The sequence below is a fragment of the Streptomyces sp. JHA26 genome (genome assembly GCF_002005565.1).
In the GTDB taxonomy this organism is placed as follows: domain Bacteria; phylum Actinomycetota; class Actinomycetes; order Streptomycetales; family Streptomycetaceae; genus Streptomyces.
This window is the reverse complement of sequence record NZ_BDJC01000066.1, coordinates 20,161-35,878: the sequence shown is the minus strand read 5'-3', so window position 1 is coordinate 35,878 and position 15,718 is coordinate 20,161. Positions and strand designations below refer to the sequence as shown.

Below are 15,718 nucleotides of genomic sequence, written 5' to 3'. Positions count from 1 at the left end.
CTGCGCGCCCGCGCCGCTCGCGGGGGGGCGCGGATCCCCTGGCGCTGCCGCCCGCCGCGTTCCCCGACGTCGACGTGCGGACCGCGGTACGGGCGCGGCGCAGCAGCTTCGGGCGGTTCGACGCGTCGGTCCCGGTGACGGCGGCGCAGCTCGCGACGACGCTCGCCGCGTGCGCCGGGGCACGGCCCTGCGCGGGCGCCGAGCCCGAGGGCACGCCGGGGCTGGCGCGGCTGTACGCCTTCGTCAACCACGTCGAGGGCGTCGAGCCGGGCGCGTACGCCTACGAGCCGGACACGCACACCCTGCGGCTGGTGACGGCGGGGGCGCCGGGCTCGTTCCTGCAGCGGAACTACTTCCTGTCCAACTACAACCTCGAACAGGCCGGTGCCGTCGTGGTCCCCACCGTGCGCACGACGGCGGTGCTCGACGCCGTCGGCGACCGGGGCTACCTGCTGGTCAACGCCACGGTCGGGGCGATCGCGCAGACCTTCTACACCGCCGCGGCGGTGTTCGGGCTGGGCGCCGGCGTCGCCCTCGGCTTCGACAACGTCTCCTACGTCGAGGAGCTCGGGCTGGCGGACACCGGGGAGGCGCCCCTGCTGATCATGCTGCTCGGCAACGAGCGTCCGGAGCCCGCCGACTTCCGTTCCGACATCGTCTGACAGGGGGCAGCCATGACCGGAAGAACCCACTGGCAGCCCGGCCGGCGCTTCCTGCTGCGCGTGGCGGGCCTGCCCGTCGAGACCGTGCGCGGCCTGCGCTGCCCGGACACCGCCCGCTGGGCCGACGAGGTGCTGGGGGCCGAGCGGGAGCTGCGGGAGCGCGGCGGTGAGCTGAGCGACGCGCTGCACGCGCTGGTGCCGGCCGCCGACCGGGCCTTCCCCGGCGACGGGCGCCGCCGCGATCTCCTCACGTTCCGCCGCGACCTGTTCAACAACCGTCTCCCCAGGGCGGCCACGCCCGCGCTCGGCCTGATCGACGCGCTGGACCCGGCCCTCGGCGAGGCGACCGGGCAGTGGCTCGCCGCGCGGCACGCGCTGGACGCGCTGCGGTTGCGGGGGGAGTCACTGCTCGACGGTGAACTCGGCGCAGCTCGAGCCGCGTTGCGGTCGCTGCTGGACGAGGAACGCCTGCGGCACGGGCTGTTGCTGGCCTCACCGACGCTGGAGGGCCGGCTCGAGCCGTACGTGCGGCTCGGCGCGGACCGGCGGCCGGACAAGCGGCTGCGGAAGGTGGAGCGTTCGGTGCTGTCGTACCTGTACCGGACGGCCTGCAAGACCAGCCCCTTCAGCACGTTCACGGGCGTCGCCCTCGGCACGTTCACCGACGGCGACGACCCGTCCGTGCGGATCCGCGACACGTGGCGGGGCCGGGTGCGGCTGAACGTCGTGGTGCTGGCCCGTTTCGCGGAGCAGATCCTCGCCGCGCCCGCGCTCCGCGCCGACCTGCCGGTGCGGCTGGCCTCCGGCTGGGGCGGCGACGAGCAGCGGGTGCGGTACGTGCGGCGCTGGGTCACCACCGGCGACGACGACGCGGCGGTCACCTTCGACGCGGTCAAGGACCGGCTGTTCTTCCTGCGCCGCAGCGGCACCCTGGACCGGCTCATCGCGCTGCTCGGCGAGCGGGAGCTGCGCTACCGGGAGCTGGTCGACTGGCTGCGCGCCGAGTACGACGCGGACGCCGGGCTCGCCGAGTCGTACGTGGCGGCGCTGCTGCAGCTCGGCATGATCCGCGTGCCGTGCCTGGACACCGACGTGCACGCCGCGGACCCGCTGCGCTCGTTCCAGCGGGCCCTGCGGGACCTGGAGCGCCCCTGGGCGGGCGAACTCGCCGGGGCGCTCGACACGGCGGTGTCGCTGCTCGACGCGTTCCCGGACGCGGACACGGTCGGGCGGGCGCTGTCGCTGCGCCGGCTGCGCGCCTGCCTGGGCGGCGCGCAACGCCTGCTCGGCGCCGAGGAGGCCGCGCTGCCGCAGACGCTGCTCTACGAGGACGCCGACGCGGGCGACGACGTGACGTGCGGGCTGGGCGCCTGGACCGGCGCCGACGGCGGGGCGCTGCGGTCGGTGGAGCGGGTCCTGCCGGCGTTCGACCTCACGCTGCCGCAGCGGCTGACGTTCAAGGGGTTCTTCCTCGCCCGTCACGGCAGGGGCGGCCGGTGCGAGGACCTGCTCGGGCTCGTGCACGACTTCCACGAGGACTTCTTCGACCAGTACCTCTCCTTCACCGCCAAGCGCGTCCCCTTCGACGAGCGGGGCGACTACGTCCCGGAGGAGAACTGGCTGGGCCTGGAGGAGATCAGGGCGCTGGACCGGGGGCGGCGGGCGTTCATCGGCCGGATGCGCGCGCTGTGGGCGGAGCACTCCGGCGCCGCCGACGTCGTCCTGGAGGACGAGGACCTCGCCGGGGTCGCGGCCGAACTGGACGCCGCGCAACTGCCGTTCACCCCGCAGAGCCACCACCTCCAGGTGACCTCCGAGGACGGTGAGCCGCTGCTGGTGCTCAACCGCTCCTACGGCGGGCTGTCGTTCCCGTTCAGCCGTTTCACCCACGTCTGGGACGACGGTCCCGGCATCAGCGGGCCGTTGCGGGAGCAGGCCGTCCGGCTCACCCCGCCCGGCGCGGTCCTCGCCGAGCTGACCGGCGGCCCCGTCACCAGCAACCTGAACCTGCACGGGCGCCTGACCGACTACCAGATCGTGTGTCCCGGCGAGGCGAGCAGCGTGCCCGAGGACCGCCGCATCCACCTGGCGGACCTGCGCCTGGAGCACGACGAGGCCGAGGACCGGCTGGTGCTGCGGTCCGCGCGCCTGGACCTCGAGGTGATCCCCGTGTACCTGGGCTACCTGGTGCCGCTCGCGCTGCCGGAGATCCCGCGCACGCTGCTCCTGCTGTCGCCGACGTCCATGGCGCCGCTGGACGTGTGGGCGGGCGTCCCGGACGGCCCGGCCCACCTCGGCGTCACCCGCAGGCCCCGGGTCCGGCACGGCAACCTCGTCCTCGCGCGCCGCAGTTGGTCGACGACCGCCGCGTTCCTGCCGTCGGCTCCGCCCGGCACCGGGGAGGCGGAGGCGTTCCTGGCCTGGCGTCGCTGGCGTCACGAACACGGCCTGCCGGCCCGGGTCTTCGCCACCGTCTCCGGCGGTCCGAGGGGCGGGGCGGGCGCCAAGCCGCAGTACGTCGACTTCGACAGCCCCCTGTCGCTGACCGCCCTCGAGTCGCTGGTCAAGTCGCCCGAGGACCGCGTCGAGCTGCGGGAGATGCTGCCCGCGGAGGACGGGCTGCACGTCGTGTCCGAGCGCGGCGGCCATGTCGCCGAGCTGTCCGTGGAGACCTTCACCACCTCCCGCCGCACCGAGGAGAACACCCCGTGTCCGAGCTGACCCCCTCCCCCGGCGCCTGGCAGGCCCTGCACGTCTTCTACGCCGCCAATCCGCAGCCGCTGCTGGTGAACTGCGTGGGCCCGCTGATCGCGGGACTGAAGGAGGACGGGCTGCTGGCCGGTCACTTCTTCATCAACTACTGGCTGGAGGGTCCCCACGTGCGGCTGCGGCTGCGGCCGGCGTCCGAGGAGGCGACGGCCGAGGTGCGCCGCCGCGCCGAGGAGGCCGTCGACGCCTTCCTGCGCGCCCGGCCCGCCCTGTACGAGGTCGACTCCGGGTTCCTCAACGAGTTCTACAACGCGCTGTTCGAGATCGAGTTCCCGGAGGGGGACCGCGGGGACTTCCTGGGTGCGGACGGCCGGATGCGGCTGCGGCCCAACAACTCCCGTTCCTACGAGCCCTACGAGCCCGAGTACGGCAAGTACGGCGGTCCGGCGGGCGTCGCCCTGGCCGAGTGGCACTTCGCGCACTCCAGCGACCTCGTCATCGACGCGCTGGGCCGCATGAACCTGCACCTGCGGACCGTGCTGCTGGGGACGTCGGCGCAGCTGATGATGGTGATGGCGAGCTGCTTCCTGCCCGACGACGACGAGCTCGCCGACTACCTGGAGCGGTACTACGAGTTCTGGCACAAGGCGTTCCCCGGCACCGGGTTCATCGGCTCCACGGAGTACGACCGCACCTACGCGGAGACGGCGCCGCGGCTCGGCCGCCGCTTCCACGAGATACGCCGGGCCCTCGCCGCCGACCGGCTCGACCGGCTGCCCGCCCTGCTGCGCGGCTGGGCGGCGCACTGCCTGGAGCTGCGGAGCCGGGCGGTCGCCCTGGCCGAGGCGGGCGAGCTGGTCTTCCGGTCCTGGGACGGCACCCGCGACGAACAGGTCACCGACCCGGCCGTGGCGCTGCCCCTGCTCCTCTCCCCGTACATGCACATGACGAACAACCGGCTGCACGTGACGATCCGCGACGAGGCGTACCTGTCGCACGTCCTCGGCCGGGTGCTGCGTTCCGGCACCGGGGCCACGGCGGAGACCGTCTCGTGAGCCCCGAACACGCCGAGGCGCTCGCCCACCGTCCCCGGCTGCGTCCCGACGTCGTCCTCGGCGGTCCCCTGCTGCGCGGCCCGGCCACGGTGCACCTGATCAGGGACCCGGTGGACGGTTCCGTCTTCGAGGTCGGCACGAAGGAGTACTTCCTCATCTCCCGGCTGGACGGGCGGCGCAGCCTGGAGGAGATCGGCGGGGAGTACGCGGCGGCGTTCGGGCGGAGGCTGGGCGAGGGCAACTGGCGCCAGCTGCTGGGGCTGCTCGGCACCCGGCGGCTGCTGGTCGGCGCCCCCGCCCGCGAGCCGGCCCCCGCCGCTCCCGCCCCGCCCCGCAGCGGCAACCTCTACCGGGGCACCCTGCGCCTGGTCGCCGACGCCGACGCCACGACCGGGCGGCTGCACCGGGCCCTGCGGCCGGTGCTGCGCCGGTCCGTGCTGCTGCCGCTGCTCGGGCTGTGCCTGGCGATGGAGGCCGTCCTCGCCGCCGGGGCCGGCACCGTCCTGCGGGACACCCGGTGGCTCTTCCACCAGCCGGTGGCGCTGCTCGCCGTGTGCACGCTGCTGTGGCTGAGCACCGCCGGCCACGAACTGGCGCACGGCGTCGCGGCCCGGCACGTCGGCGGCACGGTCAGCGAGATCGGCCTGCGCTGGCGGCTGCCGATGGTGATCATGTACTGCCGGGTCGGCAACTACCGCTTCCTCGGGCGCCGTCGGCACCAGCTGACGGTCGCCGCCGCGGGAGCGCTGGCGAACCTGCTGTTCCTGCTGCCGTTCGCCCTGTGGTGGGTCCTGCTGGAGCCCGGCGACCCCACCCGCCGGGTGCTGTCGGGGCTGCTGGTGCTGGGCAGCGTCCAGGCGCTCGTCAACCTGGTGCCGCTGCCCCCGCTGGACGGATACACCATGCTGTCCCACCTGCTCGGAGCGTCCGACCTCGCACCGGACAGCGGGCGTTACCTGCGGCTGCGGATGCGTGACCGGCAGGCCGCGGCCGGTTACCCGCGCCGTGCGCGGGTGGTGTACCTGGCATACGGGATCGGCTCGTCCGTCCTGGTCTGCCTGATCGCGGCCGCGCTGGTCACGGCCGCGGTCGTTCTGCTCGCCCCCTGACGGGCCTCGTTCCCAGGAGCTGTTGATGACGGACACGGAAACCATGCCGGCCGACCCCGGCGACCGCGCGGCGCGGGCCGCCATCGAGGTCGGGGAGGTGAGCAAGCGCTACGGCACGCACCAGGCCCTGGACGGGGTGTCGCTGCGGATCGCCCGGGGCGAGTTCTTCGGACTGCTCGGCCCCAACGGCGCGGGCAAGACGACCCTGGTGGAGATCATGGAGGGGCTGCGGCAGGCCGACTCCGGCACCGTCGCCGTCCTGGGCGGGTCCCCCTGGCCGCGCAACGTCGCGCTGCTGCCGCGGCTGGGTGTGCAGACCCAGTCGTCGGCCTTCTTCGTGCGCCAGACGGCGTACGAGCACCTCGCGACCGTCGCCGCCCTGTACCGGGCGGACCGGGCGGCGGTCGAGCGGACGCTCGGGGCCGTGGGGCTGGTGGAGCACCGCGACACGAGGGTGGAGAACCTCTCCGGCGGGCAGCGGCAGCGGCTGGCCATCGCCTCCGCGCTGGTCCACGATCCCGAGCTGGTCTTCCTCGACGAGCCCACCGCCGCCCTCGACCCGCAGGCCCGCCGCGACCTGTGGGAGGTGCTGCGCGGGCTGAAGGAGGCGGGCCGCACCATCGTGTACACCACGCACCACCTCGACGAGGCCGAGACCCTCTGCGACCGGGTGGCGATCCTGGTGCGGGGCCGGATCGCCGCGCTGGACTCCCCCCGCGGACTGGTCGCGGCGGCCGGGGCGGCGACCTCGGTGCTGCTCCCGCCGGAGCGGATGACCGTCGAGGAGGCCGGGGCGATCCCGGACGTGGACCGCGCCCTGCTGCGCGGCGGCAGCCTCGTCCTCGAGACCCGGGCCTCCGGGAAGGTGCTGTCCCGGCTGGACGCCCGCGGCGGCCTGGACGGCGTGCAGACCCGCACCGCCACGCTGGAGGACGTCTACCTCCGGCTCACCGCCGACGCCGCACCCCCCGCCACCGGGGCCGGGACGGCCGGCCACGAGGAGAACACGGAGCAGCAGGCATGAGCGCATACGGGGCGCTGACGGGCGCCGGCTACCGGGCCCAGGTCCGGGACGGGGCCACTCTCTTCTTCACCTTCGCCTTCCCCCTGATCTTCCTGGTGGTGTTCGGGCTGATCTTCAGCGGCCAGGAGGTCGAGGAGACCGGCCGGCCCTACATCTCGTACATCGCGCCCGGCGTGATGTCGTGGGGGGTGGGCAACGCGGCGGTGTTCGGCATCGCGTTCACGCTGATGCAGTGGCGCCGCGACGACCTGCTGCGCCTGATCCGGATGACGCCGACCAGCCTGCCCACCGTCCTGGCCTCCCGCTACGTGCTGGCGCTCGCCGTCGGCGCGGTCCAGGCCGTGGTGTTCGTCGCCGTGGCGCTGCTGCCGCTGTTCGGCCTGGAGCTGGACTCCCGGTGGCCGCTGGCGCTGCCGGTGCTGCTGCTCGGCATCACCGCGTTCCTGTCCATCGGCGTGATCATCGGCTCCTGCGCGGACACGCCCGAGGCGGTCGCCGCCGTCGCGAACTTCCTGATGGTGCCGATGGCGTTCCTGTCCGGCTCGTTCCTGCCGCTGGACATGATGCCGTCCTGGTTGCAGACCCTGTCCCGGGTGCTGCCGCTGCGCTACTTCAACGACGCGATCGCCGCGTCCCTGACCGGCGGCGGCAGCCTCGGCGACATCGCCGTCGGCTGCGCCGCGCTGGTCGGGTTCACCGTCGTCCTCGCGGCCGTCGGCCTGAGGACCTTCCGCTGGAGCAACCGCACATGACGGCGACCGCGGTACGCGAGGGCGTGCCCCTGGAGGAGGCCCGGCTCCGGCTGCGGTCGGCGCTGGCCCGGCGGTGCGCCCCGGGCACGGCACCCGAGGTGGTGCCGCTCGGCGCGCGTGACGTGCGCGACGACCCGCACGCGGCGGTGCGGCCCGCCGCGCTGGTGCACCTCACCTCCCGCGAGGTGCTGGTGGGGCCGTGGGGCGGCGACGCCGGGGCCCGGGCCTGCGGGACGTGCCTCGCCCTGCGCTGGCAGCGGCTGCGTTCGCGCACCGAGCGGGACGCGCTGGAGACGGGCGCGCCGTGGAGCGCCGCCCCGCACTGGCCCCCGCAGCCGGCGTTCGCCCTGGACGCGGTGCACGCGCTGTACGAGGCGGTCACCGGCCCGCGGCCCCCGGTTCCGCCCGGGGCGACACCCGCCGACCGGGCGCTGTCGCAGGTGACCTGCCTGGACGTGGCGACGCTGGCGGTGCGGACGTTCCCGCTGTACGCGGACCCGCTGTGTCCGCACTGCGGTCCCGGCGGCACGGACAGCCGGGAGGGGGCCGACCTCGCGCCGGTGAGCCGGCCGAAACCGGCCGAGGACGCCTACCGGCTGCGGCCCGCGTCGTCCTACCCGCTGGCCCCGGCGGCGCTGGCGAACCCGGTGACCGGGCTGCTGGGCGCCGGCACCTGGCTCGACGTGACCTCGCCGACCACCGCCCCGGTCGCCGGCAGCGTGTTCATGCGCGGCTACGCCGGACTCACCGACGTGACCTGGAGCGGCCAGGCCAACGGCTTCGCCGCCAGCCGGGACCTGGCCTTCCTGGAGGGTCTGGAGCGGTACGCCGGAACCCACCGGCGGCGCGGCACGCGGCTGTTGACCGCGTCGTACCGCGCGCTGGGCGAGGACGCGCTCGATCCGGCCGACTGCGGCTTCTACGCACCCGAGACCTACCGTGACGATCCGCTGGTCGACCCGTTCGATCCGGACCGGCCCATCCCCTGGGTGTGGGGCTACTCGCTGCGCGACCGGCGTCCGCTGCTCGTGCCCGCCCGGCTGGTGCACTACAGCGCGGGTCTGGCGGCGGACAACTTCGTCTTCGAGTGCTCCAACGGCTGTGCGATCGGCGGCTGTCCGGAGGAGGCGGTGCTCGGCGGGGTGCTGGAGCTGATCGAGCGGGACGCGTTCCTGCTCGCCTGGTACGGCGGGACCGCGCTCACGGAGATCGACCTGTCCACGGTCACCGACCCGACCGTCCGCGCCATGATCGACCGGGCCGCCCTGCAGGGCTACGACGTGCGCGCCTTCGACAACCGGATCGACCTCGCCGTGCCGGTGGTGACCGGGCTCGCGGTGCGGCGCGACGGCGGGGACGGCCTGTACTCCTTCGGTGCGGGCGCCTCCCTCGATCCGGCGGCGGCGCTCGAGGGCGCGCTGTCGGAGGTGCTCACCTACATCCCGCACCTGCCGGGCCAGGTCAGGGAGCGGCGGGGCGAACTGGAGGCGATGGCGGCGGACTTCGGCAGGGTGCGGCACCTGAAGGACCACGCCCAGCTGTACGGCCTGCCCGCCATGGCGCCGTACGCGGCCCCGTACCACGCGCCGCGGGCGGTCCGTCCGATGGCGGAGGTGTACGCGTCCTGGGAGGCGTCCGGACGGCCGCGCACGGGCGATCTGGCGGACGACGTGGCCTTGTGCCGCGACGAGTTGGCGCGGGCCGGGCTCGATGTGATCGTCGTGGACCAGACGACGCCGGAACAGCTGCGGATGGGGCTGCGGACGGTGTGCGTCCTGGCTCCGGGGCTGCTGCCGATCGACTTCGGCTGGTCGCGCCAGCGGGCGCTCGGGATGCCCCGGCTGCGCACCGCGGCCCGCCGTGGCGGCCTGCGCGACACCGACCTCCGGGAGTCGGAGATCCGGCGGGTGCCGCACCCGTTCCCCTGACCGGACACGGCGACGGCCGGGTGCCGCCCGCCGCTCCCGGCGGGGAGGGCGGTGCGGCACCCGGCCGTCGCCGGTGCGCCGGTGCCGGACGGGCCGGGCACCGGCGCGCCGAGGGCCCGGGATCAGGCGCTGCAGGAGGTGGTGCTGGTGGTGGAGGAGCAGGTGGAGGTGGACGAGCAGCTCGTGGAGCCGGCGAGCACGACCTCGCTGGCGTCCGAGTAGTCCGAGATCTCGAAGGTCTCCGACTCCAGCTCCAGGATCTCGTCGGCGAGGGCGGCGAGGGTCGACTTGTCAGCCATGGTCACTCCTGAGGTGAGTACACCACCGGGCTCCTCCCGGGGTGAGGGACCTCTTCATTGGACCGGCCCCCGCTGACGCATCACGCGGCCGTCCGCTGTCAGGGCGCTGTCACCGCGCGACAGCGCCCTGACAGCGGACGGCGGACACCGCCGGTGACCATGGACGGGTGAGCACCACGGCGATCGTCCCCTCCGACCGGTACGCACCCGTACTGGGCCGACTCGGCTCCCTCGTCCGCCCGTTGACCGTCTTCGCGATGGACCTGCACCGGCATCCGGAGCCGTCCGGCGAGGAGGCGCGCACCGCGGCCCGCCTCGCCGACGCGCTGACGGCCGAGGGGTACGCGGTGACGCGGGGCGTCGGCGGTCACGGCGTGGTCGGTGTCCTCACCAACGGCGCCGGACCGCGGGTCTGGCTGCGCGCCGAACTCGACGCCCTGCCGGTCCGGGAACGCACCGGCCTGCCCTACGCCGCCGACGGCCCGTTCATGCACGCCTGCGGCCACGACCTGCACACCGCCGCGCTGCTCGGCACCGCGACCCTGCTGGCCCGCACGCGGCCGCACTGGCACGGCACGGTGGTGGTCGTCGGCCAGCCCGCCGAGGAGACGCTGACCGGGGCGCGGGCGATGCTGGAGGACGGCCTGTACGAGCGCTTCGGCCGCCCCGACGTCGTGCTCGCCCAGCACACCGCGCCGCTCCTGGGCGGCATGGTGGCCCACGGGTACGGGCAGCCCGTGCTGGCCGGCAGCGTCCAGCTCGACGTCACCCTGCACGGCCGGGGCGGGCACGCGGGGGCGCCGCACCTGACCGTCGATCCCGTCCTGGCCGCCGCCGCGGTGGTGCTGCGGCTGCAGGGCGTGGTGTCCCGGGAGAGCGCGCCCGCGGAGCAGACGACGGTGACCGTGGGACGGATCCACGCCGGTACCCACAGCGGCGTCGTACCGGACACGGCCGCGCTCGGCCTCACCGTGCGCGCCCTGTCCCCGGCGTCCCTGGACCGCGTCGTGGGCGCCGTGGAACGCGTCGTGCGGGCCGAGTCGGCCGCCTCGGGCTGCCCCCGCGATCCGGAGATCACCGTGGTCTCCCGGTCCCCCGTCCTCCGGCCCGACGAGGAGGCGTCCTCGGTGACCCGGGCCGTGCACCGCGAGGTGCTGGGCCCCGAACGGGTCATGCCGTGGGCCCCGTCGATGGCGACGGAGGACTTCGGTCTCTACGGGGAGGCCGGGCACGACCTCCACGGCTGCGGCGACGTCCCGTTGGACTACTGGATGGCCGGAGTGGTGGGCCCGCGCCAGTGGGCCGCCACGAGCGGCGCGGACACCGCCGAACGACTCGCGTCGCTCCCGCCGAACCACTCCGCCGCGTTCGCCCCGCACCTGCCGCTCGCGCTGCCGTCGCTGACGACCGCCCTGACCACGGCCGCACTCGTCCGGCTGGGCACGCCGACGCCCTCCTGAAGGAGCCACCCTCTCCCCCGACGGGCCGTCCGGCGTGTGGACCAGCCGAGATCCACCCCGGCACCGTCCACGGCTTCACCATGTCGGACACCGACGCCTTCGATCCCGCCGCGCTCCGGCTCCACTGGGACCGTCTGCTGCCCCTCCTCGACCGCGCACTGGCCGGCAGGACCGGGACCGCATGACGGTCCCGGGATTCCCGTAGGGGCCGGGACGGCGGTGGTGGACATGCGCAGCGGCCCTTCCTCGTCCCTGCGCGGCCACACGTGGGCACGCGCCGGGCGCACTTCCCAGCGGGACGTCGACGGGCGCCCGAGGGGCCGGTCCCCGCGCGGTGTTCCTTCGGCCGCCGGGCGGTGGCGGGGAGGCGCCGCCGTTCGTCCCGTTCGGCGGCGCCTCCCCGGAGCGTTCGCGCCCTCAGGCCCGGACCAGCGTGATGTCCTGCTTGCTCAGGGCGTGGAAGGTCGGCAGCGGGATGATGCCGAACGGCCGCAGCTCCAGCAGGGTGGCGTCGACGTGGGCCGCGCCGGGCTCCAGGACGCGGGAGGGCGTGCCGGTGTTGGTCCAGTGGTGCAGGACGCCGTCGCACACCGCGCGGGTGCCTCCGATGCCGTACCCGTCGGAGTCGCCCTGGCTCACGGTGGAGCTGACGTACACCGGTCCGGTGCCGGGCACGCAGCGGTAGGTCCCGGAGAGGGTGACCGTGCCGTCCGCGGCGACGCGGCCGGTGGAGTCGACGGTGACCGTCTCGGTGGGGGCGGCCTTCGCGGTCGCGGCGGGGGCGGCCGGCAGCAGCAGGGCGGCGCCGGCGGCCGCGGCGAGGGCGGCGAGGGCGGTGGGGCGCAGGGACATGGGAGACCTCCCGGTCGGATCGGAATGAGGGATTCCACTCGTACCGGGCGGACGGCCCGAAGGCAGTGACCCTCACCCCTTCGGTGGCGAGTCCGCATCGGCCGTCGTGGAACCGTCGCCGTGTCGTCCGGGTCTCGTCACGTTCGGCCGCGGCCCCTTGGCGGCGGGCGGCCGCGGGGCGCACGGTCGGTCCGTACGGGTGGTCCCACCGACGGGACGGCCCTCACGACGTGGAGGTGCGCCATGTGTTCCCACCGGCCTTCCTGCCCCGCAGCCGACTCCCCCGGCGCGCACGTCGTCGCCGCCCGTCCCGAGCAGGGGTGGAACCTGCTGTGCGACGGCGGCATCGTCTTCGACGACACCGGTGAGCTGCTGCCCGACGGCCGTGCCGTCGCACCGCGGCGGGGCCCTCAGGGCAGTACGGCGAACCCGTCCAGTTCCACCAGCGCCCGCTCGTCCCACAGGCGGACGACCTGCACGACCGCCATCGCCGGGTAGTCGCGGCCGGCGAGCGCGCGCCAGGTGCGGCCGAGACCGGCGGCGTGGCGGCGGTAGTCGGCCACGTCGGTGGCGTAGACGGTGACGCGGGCCAGGTCGGCGGGGGTGCCGCCGGCGGCGCGCAGGGCGGCGAGAAGGTTGGCGAGGGCCTTCTCGAACTGTTCGGGGAGGGTGTCGCCGCTGACCTTCCCGTCGGTGTCCAGCGCGGTCTGGCCGGCCAGGAAGACGACGCGGGTGCCGGTGGCGACGACGGCGTGGGAGAAGCCGGTGGGCGGGGAGAGGTCGGGCGGGTTCACGCGTTCGGCGGTCATGCGCCGGCCTCCCCGGTCGTGCCCTGGGTGCGGTACAGCTCCTTGGCGATGATGTCGCGCTGCACCTCGCTCGCGCCCTCGTAGACGCGGGGGGCGCGGACCTCGCGGTAGAGGTGTTCGAGGGGGTGGCCGCGTTGCAGGGCGCGGGCGCCGTGCAGTTGGACGGCCCTGTCGATGACGTACTGGGCGGTCTCGGTGGCGAGGAGCTTGGCCATCGCGGCGCGCTTCGGCACGTCCGGCGCGTTCTCGTCGTACGCCGTCGCCGCCGCGTACACCATGAGGCGGGCCGCCTCGGTGCGCAGGGCCATCTCGGCGACCTGGTGGGAGACGGCCTGGAGGTCGCGGAGCCTGCCGCCGAAGGCGTCGCGGGCCGCGGTGTGGGCCAGGGTGGCGTCCAGGGCCGCGCGGGCCATGCCGACGGCGAAGGCGCCGACGCTGGGGCGGAACAGGTTGAGGGTGCCCATGGCGACGCGGAAGCCGCGGTCCGGCTCGCCGAGCACGTCGTCGGCGGTGACGGGGACGGCGTCGAAGGTCAGGGCGCCGATGGGGTGCGGCGAGAGCATGGCGAGGGGGGTGCCGGTGAGGCCGGGACGGTCGGCCGGCACGAGGAAGGCGGTGACGCCGCGGGCGCCGGCGCCGGGGGTGGTGCGGGCGAAGACGGTGTAGAGGTCGGCCTCGGGGGCGTTGGAGATCCAGCACTTCTCACCGGTGAGCCGCCAGGCGGAGCGGCCGTCGGGTTCCGCGGCCGGGACGGCGCCGGCCGGCCGCGTCCGCCCCGCCGGCTCGGCCCTCAGTGCCAGGGCCGCCGCGTCCGAGCCCGCGCCGGGCTCGCTGAGGGCGAAGGCGGCCACCGCGGTCCCGTCGCTCACGCGGGGCAGCCAGCGGGCGCGCTGGGCCTCGGTGCCGTGGGCGTGCACCGGGTGGGCGCCGAGCCCCTGGAGGGCGAGCGCGGTCTCGGCCTCCGTGCAGGCGTAGGCGAGGGACTCGCGCATCAGGCACAGCTCGAGGGCGCCGGAGGTGAACAGGCGGGGCAGCAGGCCGAGGGTGCCGAGTGCGGCGACGAGGGGGCGGTTGACGCGGCCCGGCTCGCCCTCGTCGGCCACGGGGCGCAGTCGTTCGGCGGCCAGGGCGCGCAGGTGCGCGCACCAGGCGAGTTGTTCCGGTTCGAGCGAGAATGCGGTCATCGCCGGTCCCTTCCCCTGCTCCCCTGCCCGCCGGGCCACACCCGAGGCTATCGCGCACCGTTGACTTCCGTCACCGACACGATACGCTCGATGCGCGAGCCCACCACGACAAAGGGGGCGAACCACCATGGCAGGTCCACACGCCGCAGATCCGCCCGCCGCAGATCCCCGGGTGGCGGATCCCCGGGCGGCAGGCCCCCGGGCGACAGGCCCCCGCCCCGCCGGACATCCCACCGGACCGCACCGCGCCGGACCGTGCCCCTCCGCCCACGTCGACACGTTCGCGCGCGAGCACCTGCCGCCCCCCGACCAGTGGCCCGAGCTGTGCTTCGACCTGCCGGAGCTGCGCTATCCGGACCGTCTGAACTGCGCGGCCGAGCTGCTCGCCGGCCCGCCCGACGACCGCCCGGTCTTCCGTACCGCGTCCGGGGAGGTCTGGACGTACGGGCAGTTGCGGGTCCGCGTCGACCGGCTCGCGCACCTGCTCACCGGTGACCTCGGCGTCGTCCCCGGCAACCGGGTGCTGCTGCGCGGTCCCACCACCCCGTGGCTGGCCGCCTGCTGGCTGGCGGTGCTGAAGGCGGGCGCGGTGGCGGTCACCGTACTGGCGCAGCAGCGCCCGCACGAGCTGCGCACCATCTGCGGGATCGCCCGCGTGCGGCACGCCCTGTGCGACGTCCGCGCCGTCGACGACCTCGCGAAGGCGGAGGTCCCGGGGCTGCGGGTCGCGACGTACGGCGGGGACGCGCCCGACGACCTGCTGACCCGTGCGGAGGACGGCGCCGCGCCGCACACCCCGTTCCCGGCCGTGGCGACCGCGTCCGACGACGTCGCGCTGATCGCCTTCACCTCGGGCACCACCGGGCGCCCCAAGGGGTGCGTGCACTTCCACCGCGACGTGCTCGCGGTCGCCGACACCTTCTCCCGGCACGTCCTGCGGCCGCGCGCGGACGACCTCTTCACGGGCAGTCCGCCGCTCGGGTTCACCTTCGGGCTCGGCGGGCTGGTGATCTTCCCGATGCGGGCCGGGGCGAGCGCGCTGCTGCTCGAACAGGCGGGGCCGCGGCAGCTGTTGCCCGCGATCGCCGCGCACCGGGTGTCGGTGCTGTTCACCGCGCCGACGGCCTACCGGGCGATGCTGGACGAGCTGGACGCGTACGACGTGACGTGCCTGCGGCGCTGCGTCTCGGCGGGCGAGAACCTGCCGGCGGCCACCTGGCGCTCCTGGCACGAGCGCACCGGCCTGCGCATCATCAACGGCATCGGCGCCACCGAACTGCTGCACATCTTCGTCTCGGCGGCCGACGACGCCGCACGGCCCGGCACCACGGGCGTGCCGGTGCCGGGGTGGCAGGCGCGCGTGCAGGACGCGGACGGCGTGCCCGTGCCGGACGGGGAGCCCGGGCTGCTGGCGGTGCGCGGACCCGTCGGCTGCCGCTACCTCGCCGATCCGCGGCAGCGGGAGTACGTGCGGGGCGGCTGGAACATCACCGGGGACACCTACGTCCGCGAGCCCGACGGGTACTTCCGCTACGTCGCACGCGCCGACGACATGATCATCTCCGCGGGGTACAACATCGCCGGGCCGGAGGTGGAGGACGCACTGCTGCGGTACCCGGACGTGGCGGAGGCGGCGGTGGTGGGCCGGCCCGACGCGGCGCGCGGGCAGGTCGTGGTGGCCCACGTGGTGCTGAGGGACGGCGCCGAGCAGGACAGCGAGGCCCTGCGCGCGTACCTCAGGTCCGAGCTGGCGCCGTACAAGTGCCCGCGCGAGTTCCACTTCCGGGACGCGCTGCCGCGCACGGCGACCGGCAAGCTCCAGCGGTACAGGCTGCTGCCCTCCCCCGAGGCCCGGGGGTGACCAGGGATGATGCC

Annotated in this window: 13 protein-coding genes and 1 pseudogene; 10 read left to right on the top strand and 4 right to left on the bottom strand. The window is 75.1% G+C overall.

All coding sequences use genetic code 11. From position 1 onward, the window contains the following. The 7 genes from JHAT_RS29075 to JHAT_RS29045 form a co-directional block, all read left to right on the top strand. Positions 1 to 662, top strand: a 662-nt coding sequence (locus JHAT_RS29075; RefSeq protein WP_171991111.1) for a nitroreductase family protein, incomplete at its 5' end; no start/stop codon positions are given. A gap of 12 nt (positions 663 to 674) precedes the next feature. Continuing rightward, positions 675 to 3,383, top strand: a complete 2,709-nt coding sequence (locus tag JHAT_RS29070) for a lantibiotic dehydratase (protein ID WP_077801258.1) — start codon at positions 675 to 677, stop codon at positions 3,381 to 3,383. Continuing rightward, positions 3,380 to 4,426 carry a lantibiotic dehydratase C-terminal domain-containing protein gene (locus JHAT_RS29065; protein WP_077801263.1) on the top strand — a complete coding sequence of 349 codons (1,047 nt, stop codon included), beginning with the start codon at positions 3,380 to 3,382 and terminating at the stop codon, positions 4,424 to 4,426. The genes JHAT_RS29070 and JHAT_RS29065 overlap by 4 nt, the downstream gene beginning before the upstream one ends. Continuing rightward, the gene (locus tag JHAT_RS29060; protein WP_077801257.1) at positions 4,423 to 5,535 is read left to right on the top strand and encodes a peptidase M50; all 1,113 of its coding nucleotides are present in this window, start codon (positions 4,423 to 4,425) and stop codon (positions 5,533 to 5,535) included. Before JHAT_RS29065 ends, JHAT_RS29060 begins: the two co-directional genes overlap by 4 nt. 25 nt (positions 5,536 to 5,560) lie before the next feature. Beyond that, positions 5,561 to 6,559: an ABC transporter ATP-binding protein gene (locus tag JHAT_RS29055; RefSeq protein WP_077801256.1), complete on the top strand. Its 999-nt coding sequence runs from the start codon at positions 5,561 to 5,563 to the stop codon at positions 6,557 to 6,559. Next, positions 6,556 to 7,311: an ABC transporter permease gene (locus JHAT_RS29050; protein WP_077801255.1), complete on the top strand. Its 756-nt coding sequence runs from the start codon at positions 6,556 to 6,558 to the stop codon at positions 7,309 to 7,311. The genes JHAT_RS29055 and JHAT_RS29050 overlap by 4 nt, the downstream gene beginning before the upstream one ends. Next, positions 7,308 to 9,239, top strand: coding sequence for a TOMM precursor leader peptide-binding protein (locus JHAT_RS29045; protein WP_171991110.1), 1,932 nt, complete (start codon positions 7,308 to 7,310; stop codon positions 9,237 to 9,239). Before JHAT_RS29050 ends, JHAT_RS29045 begins: the two co-directional genes overlap by 4 nt. A 122-nt stretch (positions 9,240 to 9,361) precedes the next feature. Here JHAT_RS29045 and JHAT_RS29040 read toward each other — a convergent pair whose 3' ends face one another. Continuing rightward, entirely contained in the window at positions 9,362 to 9,538 is a 177-nt protein-coding gene (locus JHAT_RS29040; RefSeq protein ID WP_053760578.1) for a thiazolylpeptide-type bacteriocin, read from the bottom strand. Between the two features lie 167 nt (positions 9,539 to 9,705). On the opposite strand from JHAT_RS29040, the gene JHAT_RS29035 reads away from it, so the two are divergent. Next, on the top strand, positions 9,706 to 10,998 hold the full coding sequence (locus JHAT_RS29035; RefSeq protein WP_375603597.1) for an amidohydrolase: 1,293 nt from the start codon (positions 9,706 to 9,708) through the stop codon (positions 10,996 to 10,998). 417 nt (positions 10,999 to 11,415) lie between these two features. Here the strand turns inward: JHAT_RS29035 and JHAT_RS29030 are convergent, their stop codons facing one another. Beyond that, on the bottom strand, positions 11,416 to 11,850 hold the full coding sequence (locus JHAT_RS29030; protein WP_077801254.1) for a DUF6299 family protein: 435 nt from the start codon (positions 11,848 to 11,850) through the stop codon (positions 11,416 to 11,418). Between the two features lie 243 nt (positions 11,851 to 12,093). Between JHAT_RS29030 and JHAT_RS35570 the strand changes: the two are divergent. Beyond that, positions 12,094 to 12,261, top strand: a pseudogene (locus JHAT_RS35570) (DUF5999 family protein); the annotation flags it as partial. Here the strand turns inward: JHAT_RS35570 and JHAT_RS29020 are convergent. Further along, the gene (locus JHAT_RS29020) at positions 12,261 to 12,659 is read right to left on the bottom strand and encodes a RidA family protein (RefSeq protein ID WP_077801253.1); all 399 of its coding nucleotides are present in this window, start codon (positions 12,657 to 12,659) and stop codon (positions 12,261 to 12,263) included. The pseudogene JHAT_RS35570 and the gene JHAT_RS29020 overlap by 1 nt on opposite strands. Continuing rightward, positions 12,656 to 13,843, bottom strand: a complete 1,188-nt coding sequence (locus tag JHAT_RS29015) for an acyl-CoA dehydrogenase family protein (protein ID WP_077801252.1) — start codon at positions 13,841 to 13,843, stop codon at positions 12,656 to 12,658. The genes JHAT_RS29020 and JHAT_RS29015 overlap by 4 nt, the downstream gene beginning before the upstream one ends. Before the next feature lie 127 nt (positions 13,844 to 13,970). On the opposite strand from JHAT_RS29015, the gene JHAT_RS29010 reads away from it, so the two are divergent. Next, entirely contained in the window at positions 13,971 to 15,704 is a 1,734-nt protein-coding gene (locus tag JHAT_RS29010) for an AMP-binding protein (RefSeq protein ID WP_253195642.1), read from the top strand. Positions 15,705 to 15,718 lie beyond the last annotated feature (14 nt).

What these genes read in the sequence shown, in the direction of transcription:
- JHAT_RS29050 (WP_077801255.1), top strand. Translation starts at nt 6,556, where the DNA reads ATGAGCGCATACGGGGCGCTGACGGGCGCCGGCTACCGGGCCCAGGTC.
- JHAT_RS29040 (WP_053760578.1), bottom strand. Translation starts at nt 9,538, where the DNA reads ATGGCTGACAAGTCGACCCTCGCCGCCCTCGCCGACGAGATCCTGGAG.
- JHAT_RS29030 (WP_077801254.1), bottom strand. Translation starts at nt 11,850, where the DNA reads ATGTCCCTGCGCCCCACCGCCCTCGCCGCCCTCGCCGCGGCCGCCGGC.
- JHAT_RS29020 (WP_077801253.1), bottom strand. Translation starts at nt 12,659, where the DNA reads ATGACCGCCGAACGCGTGAACCCGCCCGACCTCTCCCCGCCCACCGGC.
- JHAT_RS29055 (WP_077801256.1), top strand. Translation starts at nt 5,561, where the DNA reads ATGACGGACACGGAAACCATGCCGGCCGACCCCGGCGACCGCGCGGCG.
- JHAT_RS29010 (WP_253195642.1), top strand. Translation starts at nt 13,971, where the DNA reads ATGGCAGGTCCACACGCCGCAGATCCGCCCGCCGCAGATCCCCGGGTG.
- JHAT_RS29070 (WP_077801258.1), top strand. Translation starts at nt 675, where the DNA reads ATGACCGGAAGAACCCACTGGCAGCCCGGCCGGCGCTTCCTGCTGCGC.
- JHAT_RS29045 (WP_171991110.1), top strand. Translation starts at nt 7,308, where the DNA reads ATGACGGCGACCGCGGTACGCGAGGGCGTGCCCCTGGAGGAGGCCCGG.
- JHAT_RS29015 (WP_077801252.1), bottom strand. Translation starts at nt 13,843, where the DNA reads ATGACCGCATTCTCGCTCGAACCGGAACAACTCGCCTGGTGCGCGCAC.